This window comes from Umezawaea sp. Da 62-37 (genome assembly GCF_032460545.1).
Classification (GTDB): domain Bacteria; phylum Actinomycetota; class Actinomycetes; order Mycobacteriales; family Pseudonocardiaceae; genus Umezawaea.
In genome coordinates, this window is sequence record NZ_CP135965.1 from 4,067,556 (window position 1) to 4,082,955 (window position 15,400).

The 15,400-nt window shown below is 70.3% G+C and carries 18 protein-coding genes; 11 read left to right on the top strand and 7 right to left on the bottom strand.

What is annotated here, in order from left to right; all coding sequences use genetic code 11:
• Positions 1-67: 67 nt before the first annotated feature.
• Positions 68-1,081, bottom strand: a complete 1,014-nt coding sequence (locus tag RM788_RS18035; RefSeq protein ID WP_315932860.1) for a DUF3558 domain-containing protein — start codon at positions 1,079-1,081, stop codon at positions 68-70.
• 163 nt (positions 1,082-1,244) lie between these two features.
• Here RM788_RS18035 and RM788_RS18040 point away from each other — a divergent pair, with 163 nt between their 5' ends.
• Positions 1,245-1,373 (top strand): hypothetical protein, encoded by a 129-nt coding sequence (locus RM788_RS18040; RefSeq protein ID WP_315932861.1) that lies wholly within the window; start codon positions 1,245-1,247, stop codon positions 1,371-1,373.
• Between the two features lie 123 nt (positions 1,374-1,496).
• On the opposite strand, the gene RM788_RS18045 is transcribed toward RM788_RS18040, so the two are convergent.
• Both RM788_RS18045 and RM788_RS18050 read right to left on the bottom strand, forming a co-directional pair.
• On the bottom strand, positions 1,497-1,769 hold the full coding sequence (locus RM788_RS18045) for a hypothetical protein (protein WP_315932862.1): 273 nt from the start codon (positions 1,767-1,769) through the stop codon (positions 1,497-1,499).
• A 10-nt stretch (positions 1,770-1,779) separates the two neighbouring features.
• Positions 1,780-3,471 (bottom strand): sodium:solute symporter family protein, encoded by a 1,692-nt coding sequence (locus tag RM788_RS18050; RefSeq protein WP_315932863.1) that lies wholly within the window; start codon positions 3,469-3,471, stop codon positions 1,780-1,782.
• Between the two features lie 220 nt (positions 3,472-3,691).
• Here RM788_RS18050 and RM788_RS18055 point away from each other — a divergent pair, with 220 nt between their 5' ends.
• The 3 genes from RM788_RS18055 to RM788_RS18065 all read left to right on the top strand — a co-directional run bounded on the left by RM788_RS18055 (position 3,692) and on the right by RM788_RS18065 (position 5,832).
• Positions 3,692-4,735: a hypothetical protein gene (locus RM788_RS18055; protein WP_315932864.1), complete on the top strand. Its 1,044-nt coding sequence runs from the start codon at positions 3,692-3,694 to the stop codon at positions 4,733-4,735.
• A gap of 46 nt (positions 4,736-4,781) precedes the next feature.
• A complete protein-coding gene (locus tag RM788_RS18060; protein WP_315932865.1) occupies positions 4,782-4,979 on the top strand; it encodes a hypothetical protein in 198 nt (65 codons plus the stop codon).
• 181 nt (positions 4,980-5,160) lie between these two features.
• Positions 5,161-5,832 carry a TetR/AcrR family transcriptional regulator gene (locus RM788_RS18065; RefSeq protein WP_315932866.1) on the top strand — a complete coding sequence of 224 codons (672 nt, stop codon included), beginning with the start codon at positions 5,161-5,163 and terminating at the stop codon, positions 5,830-5,832.
• Positions 5,833-5,918: 86 nt separating this feature from the next.
• Here RM788_RS18065 and nucS read toward each other — a convergent pair whose 3' ends face one another.
• On the bottom strand, positions 5,919-6,578 hold the full coding sequence (gene nucS / locus RM788_RS18070) for an endonuclease NucS (protein ID WP_315932867.1): 660 nt from the start codon (positions 6,576-6,578) through the stop codon (positions 5,919-5,921).
• A gap of 127 nt (positions 6,579-6,705) precedes the next feature.
• Between nucS and RM788_RS18075 the strand changes: the two genes are divergently transcribed.
• The gene (locus tag RM788_RS18075; protein WP_315932868.1) at positions 6,706-7,242 is read left to right on the top strand and encodes an NUDIX domain-containing protein; all 537 of its coding nucleotides are present in this window, start codon (positions 6,706-6,708) and stop codon (positions 7,240-7,242) included.
• Positions 7,239-7,739 carry a GNAT family N-acetyltransferase gene (locus RM788_RS18080; protein WP_315932869.1) on the top strand — a complete coding sequence of 167 codons (501 nt, stop codon included), beginning with the start codon at positions 7,239-7,241 and terminating at the stop codon, positions 7,737-7,739. The genes RM788_RS18075 and RM788_RS18080 overlap by 4 nt, the downstream gene beginning before the upstream one ends.
• Positions 7,740-8,123: 384 nt before the next feature.
• Here RM788_RS18080 and RM788_RS18085 read toward each other — a convergent pair whose 3' ends face one another.
• The gene (locus RM788_RS18085; protein ID WP_315932870.1) at positions 8,124-8,897 is read right to left on the bottom strand and encodes an enoyl-CoA hydratase-related protein; all 774 of its coding nucleotides are present in this window, start codon (positions 8,895-8,897) and stop codon (positions 8,124-8,126) included.
• A 23-nt stretch (positions 8,898-8,920) separates the two neighbouring features.
• On the opposite strand from RM788_RS18085, the gene RM788_RS18090 reads away from it, so the two are divergent.
• Positions 8,921-9,550, top strand: a complete 630-nt coding sequence (locus tag RM788_RS18090) for a LysE family translocator (RefSeq protein ID WP_315932871.1) — start codon at positions 8,921-8,923, stop codon at positions 9,548-9,550.
• On the opposite strand, the gene RM788_RS18095 is transcribed toward RM788_RS18090, so the two are convergent.
• Positions 9,547-10,491 carry a GlxA family transcriptional regulator gene (locus RM788_RS18095; RefSeq protein WP_315932872.1) on the bottom strand — a complete coding sequence of 315 codons (945 nt, stop codon included), beginning with the start codon at positions 10,489-10,491 and terminating at the stop codon, positions 9,547-9,549. The two genes, RM788_RS18090 and RM788_RS18095, sit on opposite strands and share 4 nt — an antisense overlap.
• 71 nt (positions 10,492-10,562) lie before the next feature.
• Between RM788_RS18095 and RM788_RS18100 the strand changes: the two genes are divergently transcribed.
• A complete protein-coding gene (locus RM788_RS18100; protein ID WP_315932873.1) occupies positions 10,563-11,093 on the top strand; it encodes a cysteine hydrolase family protein in 531 nt (176 codons plus the stop codon).
• Here RM788_RS18100 and RM788_RS18105 read toward each other — a convergent pair.
• A complete protein-coding gene (locus RM788_RS18105) occupies positions 11,090-13,084 on the bottom strand; it encodes an ethylmalonyl-CoA mutase (protein WP_315932874.1) in 1,995 nt (664 codons plus the stop codon). The genes RM788_RS18100 and RM788_RS18105 overlap by 4 nt on opposite strands.
• A gap of 238 nt (positions 13,085-13,322) precedes the next feature.
• Here RM788_RS18105 and RM788_RS18110 point away from each other — a divergent pair, with 238 nt between their 5' ends.
• The 3 genes from RM788_RS18110 to RM788_RS18120 all read left to right on the top strand — a co-directional run bounded on the left by RM788_RS18110 (position 13,323) and on the right by RM788_RS18120 (position 15,362).
• Positions 13,323-13,694, top strand: a complete 372-nt coding sequence (locus RM788_RS18110; protein ID WP_315932875.1) for a YciI family protein — start codon at positions 13,323-13,325, stop codon at positions 13,692-13,694.
• Positions 13,695-13,737: 43 nt separating this feature from the next.
• A complete protein-coding gene (locus RM788_RS18115; protein ID WP_315932876.1) occupies positions 13,738-14,952 on the top strand; it encodes an RNA polymerase sigma factor in 1,215 nt (404 codons plus the stop codon).
• Between the two features lie 110 nt (positions 14,953-15,062).
• Positions 15,063-15,362, top strand: a complete 300-nt coding sequence (locus RM788_RS18120; RefSeq protein ID WP_315932877.1) for an SPOR domain-containing protein — start codon at positions 15,063-15,065, stop codon at positions 15,360-15,362.
• The last annotated feature ends 38 nt before the right edge of the window (positions 15,363-15,400 follow it).

A 15,400-nucleotide genomic window follows, 5' to 3' on the forward strand; every position in this document is an offset into this window, starting at 1 on the left:
CCTCCAAGGTGTGCGGTGCGGCAGGTTACCCAAGAGTAGGGGAATTCGCCGCTTCCGTGAGCCCCGGTCAGGGCCTCGGGATCTTGGGGAGCAGCGCCTTGGCGAAGGCCTGCGCCTTCGCGCACCGGTCGAACTCCGACTTCTTGGGCCCCGCCGACTTCACCTCGACGACCTCGCCGTCGTTGTCGTCGCCCCTGAGCTGGACCCACCTGACCGTGCACGACGGGTAGGAGGTGGCGGTCTCGATCTGGTAGGCCTTCACCCCGCCCAGGTCCACGTCGGTCTGCTTCGGGTCGAACTTGTCGTCCTTGGGCACGTAGCCGCCGCGGAAGTCCAGGCTGACCTCGGAGTCCGAGCCGACCCACGAGCAGTTGTGCAGGCCGTAGGGATAGGTGCGGGGCGATCCCTTGGCCGCGTCGGCGACGGCGGCGTCCGAGGGCAGTTCGCACGGGTCCAGCGTGATCAGGGACCCCTTCGCGGCGGACCGCGCGGCGGACTTGCCCTTCGCGAGCCCCACCGCGGCCTCGGCGATCTTGCGGCCGGGCGCGCACCCGTCGCCGTCCTTGTAGCCGACCTGCACGGTGATGCCGATGCCCGGATCCGCCTGGGTGATCACCGTGACGAAGCAGGCGCTCCCCTCCAGGACCTGCTCGAAGCTGTTCAGCCCGGCGAGCTTCTTGTCGGCCTTCTCGACCTCGCTGGTCAACGTCTGGCCGACCTCGATGGTGATCGAGAGGTCTTTGCCCGCCTTGTCCTTCATGAAGTTGGAGCAGCGCGTGAAACCGCCGGGCACCTCCTCGTCGGGCGTGCCGAGCCCCTTGAGCGTGTCGGCGTCCAGCAGCTTGCACGGGTCGACGAGCCGGAGCTTGTCCACGGCGAACGCCGGGTCGACCGGCTTCCCGGTCCCGGTGGAGCCCGATCCCGGATCGGTGGACGGGTCGGTCATCCCCTTCGCGGCCTGGACGGTGCTGCGCGGGAACGGCGGCTTCTTCGCCAGCGCTTCCGACCCGCACCCGGCGAGCAGGGTGAGCGCGCAGAGGGCGGCGGCGACCGCGGGAACGCGGCGGGCGAGACGGGGCACGAGGTGCACGTTAGCGAGCCGTCCGGCCGAACACCGAGCGAACACGGCAGTTGGTGCCCACCGCGCACGCTCAGCGTGGCAGGTGTCACGCAGACGTTCGGGAACGATTCAGAAGATCGACGCGATGTACGAGGTGGAAGGTTTTCCCGATGGAGAGGACAGCATGACCCCGAAGCACCGCATCAAGCGCTCGGCCATGGGCCGGACGGTCGGCCGCGCGTTCCGCTGGATCGACGACTGGACCGTCGAGGCGTTCAACCCGATCTACCCGCACCACAAGCGCAGGTCGTGAGCGGCCGGGGCTGAACCCCGACCGCTCACGAGCCTTCGGCAGCGTCGCCGGGGCTCCGCTTTCGGACGCGCGGCGTTCGAGAGCATTTGCTTCCCCTGGCCGCGACCGGCTGCGGAACCGGAGCTAGTGCACTTCCCCTGCGGGCTTCTCCTCAGTGGCAACGTCCTCCGGTACGACCAGCGGCTTGGTGAACGTCCAGACCGCGAACACCGCGGACAGCACGAGCATCCCGATGCCGGACCACAGGTTGATGTTGAGCCCGTCCGCCTTCGCGAGGTCCGCGTCGGTGGTGAACGCGAGGCCCACGATCGTGAGCACGATCCCGTAGACGCCGAACAGCACGGCGATGATCAGGCGGAGGTCGAACAGACCCGCCTTGTGACCCTTCTCAGCCATGTCGCCTCCCTCAGCCGAAGATGATGTAGAGCGCGGTGGTCAGGACGAGCACACCGCCGCCGAGCAGCGCGGGCGAGCGGTACCAGCCCGCGTCGTCGCCGGTGGTGGAGTGCGTGCGGTCCGCCTTCGGCGTGAGGCTGTAGACCAGACCGCCGAGCTGCTCCTCCGGCACGGGTTTCGTGAACATCGTGACGACGACGCTGACCACGATGTCGAGCACGAACGCCACGCTGGCGCCGACGAAGCTGGCGCCCTGGCCCGGCAGGTCGAGCACGCCGAGCAGCTTCGGGTCCGCCATCACGAAGATCGCGACGGCGCCGAGCGTGCCCGCCACCAGGCCGATCCAACCGGCCGCCGCGGACATCCTCTTCCAGAACATGCCGAGGATGAACGTGGCGAACAGGGGCGCGTTGAAGAACGAGAACAGCGCCTGGATGTAGTCCATGATGTTGCCGTAGCCGGACGCGATGAACGCGGTGCCGATCGCGATGATCGTGCCGCCGATCGTCGCCAGTCGACCGACCCGCAGGTAGTACTCGTCCGGGCGGTCCTTCTTGACGTAGTCCTGCCACAGGTCGTAGGTGAAGACCGTGTTGAACGAGCTGACGTTCGCCGCCACACCGGCCATGAACGACGCCAGCAGGCCCGTGATCGCGATGCCGAGCATGCCGTTGGGCAGCAGCTCGCGGATGAGCAGCGGCAGCGTCTCGTTGTAGGTGATGCCCGCCGCGTCGCCGCCCTCGTTGAGCGCCTGCACCTGCGGGATCACCACGGCGGCGATCATGCCGGGGATGATGATGATGAACGGGATCAGCGCCTTGGGGAACGCGCCGATGATCGGCGTGCGCCGGGCGGCGGACATGCTCTTCGCCGACAGCGCGCGCTGCACCTCGGCGAAGTTCGTCGTCCAGTAGCCGAACGACAGCACGAAGCCGAGGCCGAACACGATGCCGATGACGCTGAGCACCGGGTTGGAGATGCCGGTCAGCTCGGTGGCGGGCCAGGCGCTCATCTCCTCGCCCGCGCCCTTCGCGGTCAGCTTGTCGACCAGGCCGTTCCAGCCGCCGACCTTGTGCAGGCCGACGATCGTCAGCGGCAGCAGCGCCGCGACGATCACGAAGAACTGGAGCACCTCGTTGTAGATGGCGGCGGACAGGCCGCCCAGGGTGGTGTAGGTCAGCACGACCAGCGCCGCGATCACGATCGACAGCGGGATCGGCCAGCCCAGCAGCAGGTTGAGCAGCAGCGCCAGCGCGTAGAGGTTGACGCCCGCGATCAGCACCTGGGCCAGCGCGAAGCTCAGCGCGTTGACGAGGTGCGCGCCGGTGCCGAAGCGGCGGCGCAGGAACTCGGGGACGCTGCGCACCTTCGAGCCGTAGTAGAACGGCATCATGACCAGGCCGAGGAACACCATGGCCGGGATCGCGCCGATCCAGTAGTAGTGCACGGTCGGCAGGCCGTACTGGGCGCCGTTGGCCGCCATGCCGAGCAGTTCGATCGCGCCGAGGTTCGCGGAGATGAACGCCAGGCCCGTCACCCAGGCCGGGAGCGATCGTCCGGAGAGCAGGAAGTCCAAACTCGTGGACACCGAGCGTCTCGCCATGACGCCGATGCCGAGGACCACCGCGAAGTAGACCACCAGCAACACGAAGTCGAGCGGATTCGCGTCGAGCCGAAGATCCGCCTGAGCCAGTACGGGCACCCTCGCCCACCTCCCAAACGAGCCGACCAAACCAACAAACTCAAACAAAGACCATCAGAAGTGGACGCTACAGGAGAGCGTTGACACCGCCTGGACGGGACGCTAGTTCACCTCGGACCTGCGCGCCGATCAGTGATCGACCGTTCGGGATTTGAACGCGACACCGCACATCCCCGTACTTCCCCACGAAGCCCCGCCACAGTGACGTGAGGTGATCGGTGTGCCACTCCTGACCGCGAACGGTGCCGCGTACTCGGCACGGGAACTGACGCCATGGGAACTGGACGAGTACACCCGCGGTGGTGGCTACGACGTCCGGTTCCTCATCCGCGGCATCGGCTACCCCGCGAGCCCCAAGTGCGTCAGCCACTACCCCGGCTCGCTCGACCGCCACCGCGCGGCGGGCCGGATCGTGCTGCTGCGCCACCGCGTCGGCGTGGACGACTTCGCGGGCGGGTGGGAAGCGGGCCAGGCGCACGCCCGCGCCGCGCTCGCCGACGCCCGCATCGAGGGCTACCCCGAGAACCTCCCGCTGATCTTCACCTGCGACCGCAGGCTCGACGAGGTCGACCGCGACGAGATCCCGCTCTCCACCGCGCTGTCCTACCTGGACGGCGTCGCGGACGTCATCGGCTTCGACCGCACCTGGTGCTCCGGCTACGCCGACCTCGTGCACGTGGCGCAGGACATCAGCGCCGCCGCGGGCTTCGTGCTGCGCGGCCCGGAGACGGGGATGCGCGACGGGATCGCGTTCCACCGGTCCGACGGCGAACGGATCTTCCCCGGCCGGATCGAGGCCGACCTGCTCAAGGCGTACATCGATCTCGACGCCTTCGAAGGAGACGAATTCCCCATGGGACTCGAGCAGTGGCAGCAGGAGCGGATGTACGACCGGATCATGTCGATGAGCGCCGGGGTGGCCGGGGAGTCGTTCAACGGCGCCCAGTTCGAGCACCACGAGCACCGGCTGACCGTCATCGACCAGAAGCTCGACGTCATCGGGGGCGTCCTGACCCGGCTGGCCATGCGCGACGGCGGACTGGACCTCACCGACGACGAGACGGCCATGCTCGCGTCGAGGCTCGGCTCACCCACGACGTCGGACCTCGCGGACCTGGCCGACCACCTGTCCATGCACCTCGACCTCGGTCGCGACACCGTGTACCGGGTGCTGGAGGAGCTCTACCAGCCGTCGACCGTGCGGGTCATGAAGCCGCGCAGACCCGCGCACGCCGCCGACGACATGTCCGGGCAGGCGTCCTGACCGCCGGACCCCATCCGAGTCGGGGGACTCGACGAGGTGAGGCGCCATGACGACCTACTGGGTGATCTCGGCACTGCTCGTCGCCGCGGCGGCGGCCGCCGCCGCGGCGTTGACCCACCAGTACCACCGGAGGCGGATCAGGAGGCGGACCGTCGCCAGGGTGCGCGAGGCCGTCTCGAAGTGGCTGCACCCCGCCCCGGTGTTCCGCTACCTGCGGACCCCTGAACAGCAGCAGGCCGGTTGAGTTCGGCGGCCTCCCGCCCGACCACCGCGGGTCGTCGGCCCCGCCACCCGGCCGTCCCCCAGTCAGAGAGGTCAACCACCCCATGCTCCCCACCCGGACATCCCCCACAGCTCCCCCTCCGACGTCCTCGTCGCGCTCGCCCTTCCCGGCGCCGGGGGACCGCAGACACCTTGGACGGGACATGACAGCAGGTCCACGCGAACGGCTGATCGACAGCACCATCGCCCTGATCCGCAGGCGCGGCGTCCACGCGACCGGCCTGACGGACCTGCTCAACCACAGCGGCACCGCGAGGCAGTCGATCTACCAGCACTTCCCCGGCGGCAAGGCGGAACTCGTCGAGCAGGCCACCCAGGAAGCGGGCCGCCAGATGGTGGCGCTGCTGGACACCCTCGGCGACGACCCGCTGGTGCTGGTCGACAGCCTCATCTCCTGGTGGGAGCAGCAGCTGGCGTCCTCGTCCTACGACGCGGGCTGCCCCATCGTCGCCGCCGCCCTCTCCCCCACCCCGGCCGCGGGCCGCGTGTTCGCCGCCTGGGAGAACCGCCTCAGCGGCGTCCTCGTCCAGTCCGGCCTCGACCAGACCGTCGCCGCGTCCCTGTCCACGTTCACCCTGAGCGCCCTCGAAGGCGCCATCGTCCTGTCCCGCGCCGCCCAGTCGACACGCCCCCTGGACGAGGCCCGCACCCAGCTCACCCTGCTGCTGAAGGCCCACCTCGGCCCCCGCGCCACCACCGCTCCCCGCCCGCACCCCGACGCCGACGACGCGCCCATGACCGCCCCGATCCCGGTGCTGCGCGGCTACCAGCAGCCCGTCGACCTCGGGGAACGCCGCGACAACCCGCACGGCTGACCCGACCCGCCACCCCGGCCGCGGGTCGGGGACGTTCGGCTCCGCGTTCCCGTGCGGGGGAGGCGGAACGAACCGGTGGCGCCGGGCTAGAAGAGCCGGAGATGGCCCGACTCGATGCCGCGCAGCTCGTCGTAGTCCAGGACCACGCAGCGGATGCCCCGGTCCTCGGCCAGCGTGCGGGCCTGCGGCTTGATCTGCTGTGCGGCGAAGATGCCGCGCACGGGCGCGAGGAGCGGGTCGCGGTTGAGGAGTTCGAGGTAGCGGGTGAGCTGCTCGACGCCGTCGATGTCGCCCCGGCGCTTGATCTCCACGGCGACGGACGCGCCGGTGCGGTCGCGGCACATCAGGTCGACCGGGCCGATGGGGGTGGGGAACTCGCGGCGCACCAGCGACCAGCCCTCGCCGAGGGTGTGGACGTGCTCGGCCAGCAGCTTCTGCAGGTCGGCTTCGACGCCGTCCTTCACCAGACCCGGTTCGCGGCCCAACTCGTGCTTGGAGTCGTGCATCACCTCTTCCAAGGTGATGATCAGCTTCTCGCCCGCCTTGTTCTGGACGATCCACATGCCGGGGTCCTCGATGAGCCAGCACGGCGGGCTCATCCAGTTCAGCGGCTTGAACGCGCGGTCGTCGGAGTGGATCGACACCGACCCGTCCGCTTTGATCAGCAGGAGCCGGTTGGCCATGGGCAGGTGGGCCGTGAGCCGTCCGACGTAGTCGACCTGGCAGCGGGCGATGACAAGGCGCACCCGCGACAGGCTACGGGGTGGTCGGGGAGATCAACAGGCAGGTGTCGTTCCCCTCGGGGAAACCCCGGTGGGGGCCTTGGTGGTGTACTTCGACCAAGGACTACGGCCCCGGCATAGGGAGAGTGACTTGGACACGCTCGGATCCCGCGAGGTGTACTCGAACGCGTGGATGACGGTCCGCGAGGACCCGATCCGCCGCGCGGACGGCAGCACCGGCATCTACGGCGTGGTGGACAAGCCGGACTTCGCGCTGATCATCCCGTTGGACGGGGAGCGCGTGCGGCTGGTCGAGCAGTACCGCTACCCGATCGGCATGCGCCGCTGGGAGTTCCCGCAGGGCACCGCGCCCGACCGCAATGAAGAGGTGCCCGCCGTGCTGGCCGAGCGCGAACTGCGCGAGGAAACCGGGCTGCGGGCGGGGAAGATGGTCGAACTCGGCGTGCTGGACGTGGCTCCGGGCATGACGAGCCAACGCGGCCGCGTCTTCCTCGCCACGCGGCTCGTCGAGGGCTTCCACGAACGCGAGCACGAGGAGCAGGACATGCGCTCGGCGTGGTTCCCGCGCGGCGAGTTCGAGGCGATGATCATCCGCGGCGACATCACCGACGCCCAGTCCATCGCCGCGTACACGATGCTCCTGCTGCACGAGCACACCCAACCGTGATCGACCGCGTCACCACCCCGCCCTCGGGCGAACTCGCGGACGTACTCGTCGACGCGGTCGAGGGCGGCGCCTCCGTGGGCTTCCTACTGCCCCTGGACCGCGCCAACGCCGCGTCATGGTGGGAGGACTTGGCACCAGCCGTCGCCTCCGGCTCCCTGCTGCTCTGGGTGGCACGCATCGACGGCCGGGTCGTCGGCACCGTCCAGGTCCGCCTAGCCACCATGCCGAACGCCCGCCACCGCGGCGAACTAGCGAAACTACTGGTCCACCGCTCCGCCCGCGGCCGGGGCATCGCCCGCGCCCTGGTGGAAGCCGCCGAGCAGGGCGCGGCCGACGCGGGCATCACCCTGCTCATCCTCGACACCGAGACCCGCAGCCCCGCCCACGGCATCTACACCCACCTGGGCTGGACCGAGGTCGGCACCATCCCCGACTACGCCCTGGACCCCAAGGGCGAGCAAAGCCCCACCACCATCTTCTACAAGCGGATCCCCTAGAAAAAGCGGCGCAGCCCAGGCGCGATGCCCCCCACCAACACCACCGCACCAGTCCAACCCAAAGCCGGACCGCCTTGTCGGGCGCAGCCCGATGCCCGAGTCCGACGCGGAGCGAGGATGCCCTGTCGGGCGAAGCCCGATGCTGGCGCAGCCAGACCTACCCCTGCACCCCGATCCGAAGCCATCTCTAGGCTTGACGGAGCTTGTCAAGGCATCTTTCCTGCCTTGACAAGCTCCGTCAAGCCTAGAACACTCGGCGACCGGGGTAAAGGCACCTCACCCACGACGGCAACCGCGGTGAAGCACCTAACCCACAACGCAACCCACCCACAGCCGCCCTAAACCGGCCCCCCAACAAACTCGCCCCAACAAACCGACACCCCCTCAATCCGTCCAAACCGCCTCCCGCTTCCCCAAAAACGCCCCCATCCCCTCCCGCGCCGCAGGCGTCTGCGAAGCCGCCGCCATCACCTCAACCGCAATCGCGTACCCATCCGCCTCCGGCCGATCAAGCTGCGCGTACAACGTCTGCTTCCCCACCGCCTTGCTAGCCCGACTCCCCCGCGTCGCCCGCCCCAACAACTCATCCACCGCCCCGTCCAACTCACCAGCGGGCACCACCCGATTCACCATCCCCCACCTCTCCGCGGTGGCCGCGTCCACCACATCCCCCGTCAACGCCATCTCCATCAACCTCTTCCGCCCGATCACCCTCGCCACCGGCACCGCGGGCGTGTGGCAGAACCACCCGCCCTTCCCCCCTGGCAACGCAAACCCCGCCTCCTCAGCCGCCACCGCCAGATCACACGACGCCACCAGCTGACACCCCGCGGCCGTGGCCAACCCGTGCACCCGCGCGACGACCACTTGGGGCACCGACTCGATGGTCCGCATCAGATCCGTGCACAGGGTCAGCAGCTCCCGCACCCCGTCCAGGTCGCGCGAGGACACGTCCCCGAAGTCGTGCCCGGCCGAGAACACCGGCCCCGCGCCGGCCAGCACGATTCCCGAGGCGCCGGAAGCGGCGGCCTCGTGGAACGCGCCCAGCAACTCGGTCAGGTGCTCGAACGTCAGGGAGTTCCGGCGCTCCGGGCGGTTCATCGTGATGCGCACGACGTCTTCGGTGTGCGCGACGAGCACGTGCTGGTAATCGGCCATGCCCCGACGTTAGCCTGACCGGCATGCCCCAGCAGCTCATCCCGTTCCTGCTGGTCGTGGCCGTTCTGACCGTGACGCCCGGCCCCGACATGGCGCTGGTCCTGCGCAACGGCGTCCGCGGTGGCACCAAGCCGGCGTGGTGGACGGGCCTGGGTTGCTGCGCGGGTATCGCGGTGCACGCGACCGCGGCCGTCATCGGCCTGTCGGCACTGCTGGCCGCCTCCGCCACGGCTTACACCGTCGTGAAGCTCGTGGGCGCCGCGTACCTCGTCTACCTGGGCGTGTCCGCGCTCTGGCACTCCCGCCGCAAGCCCACGACCACCGACACGCCCACCGTCGAGGCACCTGCGCCGAATCCCCTGCTGGCGTTCCGCCAAGGCGTGCTGAGCAACGTGCTGAACCCGAAGATCGCCCTGCTGTTCCTCACCCTGCTGCCCCAGTTCATCGGCACCGGCGAACCACGGCTGGCCACGTCCGCCGTTCTGGCCGCCGTGTTCCTCGCGGTGGCGGTGATCTGGTGGCGCGTCTTCACCCTCCTCATCTCCCCGCTGAGCCACCTGCTCGCCAGGCAGAAGGTCCGCACCGCGTTCGAACGCGCCACCGGCGTCGTACTGGTCGCCCTTGGTGTGAAGGTCGCCTTGGAAGGCGACTAACCGGCCACCCGGAACGTCCGCCGGTAGGCATCAGGCCCGACCCCGAGTTCGGCCCGCAGCCGACGACGCAGGTTGGCGGCCGTGCCGAGCCCCGACCGCTCCGCCACCCGGTCGACCGGCAGGTCCGTGGTCTCCAGCAGGCGCTGCGCCAACTCCACCCGCCGCGTCTGCAACCACCGCCCCGGAGTGCTCCCCGTCGCGGTCAGGAACGTCCGGTGGAACGTCCGCTCGCTCAGCCCGGAGTGCTCCGCGAGATCACCGACACCGATCGGCTCGGCCAGCCGCACGACCGCCCAGTCCACAGTGGACGCCATCCCGGACTTGGCCGCGCGAACCGGCATCAGCGGTTCCACGTACTGGCGCTGCCCGCCTTCCCGCGCGGGCGGCATGACCATCCGGCGCGCGATCGCCGCGGCCACCTCCGCCCCGTGGTCGCGGCGGACCAGGTGCAGGCACAGGTCCGCGCACCCGAGCACGCCCGCCGACGTGTAGATCGGGCCGTCCTCGGTGAACAGCACGTCCTTGCGCACCAATGCTTTCGGTGCCACCACGGCCAAGTCGTCGAACAGCCGCCAGTGCGTGGTCGCCGCGCGCCCGTCCAGCAGCCCCGCCGCGGCCAGCGTGAACGCGCCCGAGCACAACCCGGCCAGCGTCCCGCCGGCACCGCGCAGCGCCTTGACCGCCGCGGCGGGCACGGGAGCGCGCGGTTCGCCACGCCCCGGCACGATCACCAGGTCGCAGTCCGCCAGCCCCGCGAGGCCGTGCGTGGCGGGCATCGCCCCGATCGGCGCCAACGCCGTGATGACCCTGCCCGGCGAGCACAGCCGCAGCTCGAACGGCGGCACGCCGGAGTCCTGGCGGTCGATCCCCCACACCTCGCTCGCGACCGCGATGTCGAAGACCCGACTGCCCGGCAGCACCAGAACACCCACTGTGCGCATGGCAGGAAAGTACCGCACCGCGCAGCTCCTGCCACTTACCGAATCCGGCCCGCACCCGCCAGAGTGGTCCCATGACAACAGCACTCGTCCTGATCGACGTCCAACGAGGCTTCGACGACCTGGAGTTCTGGGGTCGGCGCAACAACCCCGACGCCGAGGCGAACATCGCCGCGCTGGTGAAGGCGTGGCCGGGCCCGGTCGTGGCGGTCCGGCACGACTCGGTGAGGCCCGAGTCGCCCCTCGCACCGGGCACTCCCGGCAACGCGTTCAAGCCCGAACTCGACGGCCTCGCGCCGGACCTGGTGTTCGGCAAGACGGTCAACTCGGCGTTCCACGGCGAGGCGGACCTGCACGCCTGGCTGGGGGAACGCGGCATCACCGACATCACGGTCGTCGGCATCTCCACCAACCACTGCGTCGAGACCACCGCGCGGGTCGGCGGCAACCTCGGCTACCGGGTCGTCGTCCCGATCGACGCCACCTACACGTTCGACCTCGAGGACCTGACCGCCGACCAGCTGACCGCCGCCACGGTCACGAACCTCCGCGGCGGCGGTTTCGCCGAGATCACCACCACCGCAGAGGTGCTGGCCGCGCTCTAGCGCAGTCCACGGGCCTCGCGGACGACCGTGATGATCTCGTCCATGATCTGCGTCAGCTCGTAGTCCTTGGGCGTGAAAACCCTTGCCACACCGCGATCCCGGAGCTTCACGGCGTCGTCGGGCGGGATGATCCCCCCGACGATGACCGGGATGTCACCGGCGCCCGCCTCGCGCAGTCCGTCGACCACGGCGGGCACGACCTCCAGGTGCGAGCCGGACAGGATCGACAGCCCGACCACGTGCACGTCCTCCTGCACCGCGGCCGAGGTGATCTGCGCGGGCGTGAGCCGGATCCCCTGGTACACCACCTCGAACCCGACGTCTCGGGCGCGCACGGCGACCTGCTCGGCACCGTTGGAGTGCCCGTCCAGACCGGGTTTGCCGACCAGGATGCGCAGCCGTTCGCCGATCTCCTCGCCGGTCGCGCGCACCCGTTCCCGCACCCGCGCGATCTCGGTGCCCGCCTCGCCGGACGCCGACGCGGCCGAAACCCCGGTGGGCGCGCGGTATTCGCCGAACGTCTCCCGCAGCGCTTGCGACCACTCCCCGGTCGTGACCCCGGCCTTGGCGCACGCGATGGTCGCCTCGACCAGGTTCACGTCCGTCTTCGCCGCGGCCCGCAACGCCGTCAGCGTCGAGTCCACCAGCGACTCGTCGCGGCCCGCCCGCCACTCGCGGATCGCTTCCACCGCTTGGATTTCCACCATCGGGTCGATGGTCTCGATCGCGTTCGCGCCCTCCGCCTGCAACGGCGACGGCTCGCTGGTGGCGAACCTGTTCACGCCCACCACCACGTCCTCGCCGGACTCGACCCGCCGCCGTCGGTCGGCCAGCGAGCCGACCAGCGCGGACTTCATGTACCCGCTCTCGACGGCGGCGACGGCCCCGCCCATCGCCTGCACGCGGTCGATCTCCTCGCGCGCCCCGGCGACGATCTCGGCGACCTTGGCCTCGACCACCTTCGAACCCTCGAAGATGTCCTGGTACTCCAGCAGATCCGTCTCGTACGCCAGCACCTGCTGCATCCGCAGCGCCCACTGCTGGTCCCACGGCCGGGGCAGGCCGAGCGCCTCGTTCCACGCGGGCAGCTGGATCGCGCGGGCACGGGCGTCGCGCGACAGCGACACCGCGAGCATCTCCAGCACGATCCGCTGGACGTTGTTCTCCGGCTGCGCCTCGGTCAGCCCCAGGGAGTTGACCTGCACGCCGTACCGGAACCGCCGCTGCTTCGGGTCGGTGATCCCGTAGCGCTCGCGGGTGATGTCGTCCCAGAGCCGGGTGAACGCCCGCATCTTGCACATCTCCTCGATGAACCGCACCCCGGCGTTCACGAAGAAGGAGATGCGCTGCACCACGTCGCCGAACCGCTCCGGCGGCACCTGCCCGGAGTCGCGCACCGAGTCCAGCACCGCGATGGCCGTCGACATCGCGTACGCGACCTCCTGCGCGGGCGTCGCGCCCACTTCCTGGAGGTGGTAGCTGCAGATGTTGATCGGGTTCCACTTGGGCACGTTGGACACGGTCCACGCGACCACGTCCGTGATCAGCCGCAGGCTGGGGCCGGGCGGGAACACGTACGTCCCACGCGACAGGTACTCCTTGATGATGTCGTTCTGCGTGGTGCCCGCGAGCTGGTTCGGGTCGGCCCCGTGCTCCTCGGCCACGCTCACGTACAGCGCCAGCAGCCACATCGCGGTGGCGTTGATCGTCATCGACGTGTTCGCCCCGTCGAACGGGATCCCGTCGAACAGCCGCCGCATGTCGCCGATGTGGCTGATCGGCACCCCGACCTTGCCGACCTCGCCCCTGGCCAGCTCGTCGTCGGGGTCGTAGCCGGTCTGCGTCGGCAGGTCGAAGGCCACGGACAGGCCCGTCTGCCCCTTGGCGAGGTTCCGCCGGTACAGCTCGTTGGACGCGGTGGCGGACGAATGCCCCGCGTAGGTCCTCATGACCCACGGGCGGTCGCGCTCGCGGTCGGCCGGGTACGGCAAGACAACCTCCCGGAGGCCGGTGACGACGTTGTTGTCCGTAGCCTACTGACCGGTAACAGGGCGTCCACGTGCCGTTGCTCACTGAATCGGTCCTGGACCACGAGGTGCGCCCACCCGGTCCGGGTGTTCGACTGCGTCGCGCCGGAAGATTTCTCCGGGGTCGTGTCGATCCGCGGGCCGCCCGTTCGACATGTGGTGCAGAGGCCGGCAAGCGGCCCCGTCGGACGAGGAGAACACGATGTCGAAGTACATGCTGATCATGCGGGGCACCGACGAGTCGAACGCGGCCATGATGGCCTCCATCGACGAGGCGATGGCCGAGACCGGCAGGTTCATCGAGGAGATGCTCAAGGCCGGAGTCCTCCTCGCGGCCGAGGGGCTGGACGACGCGGGCAAGGGCGTCGTGGTCGACTTCGGCGGCGAGACCCCGGTGGTCACCGACGGGCCCTACGGGGAGACCAAGGAGCTGTTCGGGGGCTACTTCATGCTCGACGTCGCCTCGAAGGAGGAAGCGGTCGAGTGGGCCAGGCGGGTTCCGGCGGTCCGCGGGTCCAAGATCGAGGTCCGACGGGTGGCGGGGCACGACGAGACCCCGCGGGACAACGGGTGAGCGACGGGGAACGGGCCCGGCGTCGCGACGGCGGCCGGTCCTGATGGGCACGGCCGACGTCGAGGCCGTCTGGCGGATCGAGTCGGCGCGGATCGTCTCCTCGCTGGCCCGGTTCACCGGTGATTTCGGGCTGGCCGAGGACGCGGCCCAGGAGGCGGTGGCCGAGGCGCTGGTGTCGTGGCCCCTCGACCCGCCTGCCAACCCGGCGGGCTGGCTGCGGGCCACCGCCCGGCGGCGGGCGATCGACGCGATCCGCCGCCGGGTCGCCCTCCAGGACCGGTACGCCCTGCTGGGGGCGGCCCCGGAGGTCGACGAGGAGGTCGACCCCGACGGGATCGACGACGACGTCCTGGCGCTGATGTTCGTCAGCTGCCACCCGGTGCTCTCGCCCGAGGCGCGGGTGGCGCTGACCCTGCGCGTGGTCGCCGGCCTGTCCAGCGAGGAGATCGCCCGCGCGTTCCTCGTGCCCGTGCCGACCGTGCAGGCCCGGATCACCAGGGCCAAGAAGACGATCGCGGCCGCCGGGGTGCCGTTCGAGCTGCCCGCCGCCGACCAGCGCGCGGAGCGGGTCGGCGGCGTGCTCAGCGTCCTCTACGTGATCTTCACCGAGGGGTCGACGGCCACGTCGGGCGACCGGCTGGTGCGCACCGACGTGGCGTACGAGGCGATCCGGCTGGCCCGCACGCTGGCCGCGCTGCTGCCGGACGAGCCCGAGGTGCACGGCCTGCTCGCGCTGTGCGAGCTGACGGCCGCGCGCTTCCCGGCCAGGACCGGCCAGGACGGGTCGCCGATCCTGCTGGAGCACCAGGACCGGCGGCGGTGGGACTTCGCGGCGATCCACCGCGGGCTGGCCTCGCTGGCCAGGGCCGCGCCGCGCGGCCTCGGCCCCTACGGCCTGCAAGCCGCGATCGCGGCCACCCACGCGTCCGCGTCCTCGGTCGAGGCGACCGACTGGGACCGGATCGTGGTGCTCTACGAGGCGCTCGGCCGGGTCGCGCCCTCGCCGGTGGTCGAGCTCAACCGGGCCGTCGCCGTGGCCATGGCCTCGGGCCCGGCGCGGGCACTGGCCATCGTGGACGAACTGGTCGCCTCGAACCGGCTGCCCGGCTCGCACCTGGTCCCGACCGTGCGCGGGGAACTGCTGGCCCGCCTCGGCAGGCGGCCGGAGGCGCGCGCCGAGCTGGAACTGGCGGCCCGGCTGTGCGCCAACCAGCGCGAACGTTCGGTGCTGCTGGCCAAAGCGGCCGCGCTGGACTGAGTCCTCCCGCGGGAAGACCGCCGGTCGAGTGCACCCCGACGGTCGGATCGGGGACGAATCCGCCATTCGCGGGCGGCGCGGGACGGCTGTGGTGGCGGACGATAGAGCACGTGAACGCGTGGACCCAAACCCTGCTGCTGATCGTGGTCTTCGGCCTGTTGGCCGGGGTGCTGCGGTGGGCGTTCGGCAACGACCGCCGAGCCGTCCCGGACTACACCGGCGACGACTTCGGCCTGCTCAACGAGGTGGCCCTCGTACCGACCGAAGAAGCCGCGCGCATCCTGGCCAAGCGCTTGCGCACCGCGGGCATCAAGGCCACCGCCGTACGCGCCCCCCAACCGGGCGCCTACCGGGTCATGGTCTTCCCCGCCGACATCCCAGACGCCAAACTCCTCCTCAGAGACGTCTAACCGCCGCGAGTCGAACCCCCAGACACCCCGTGTCGAAC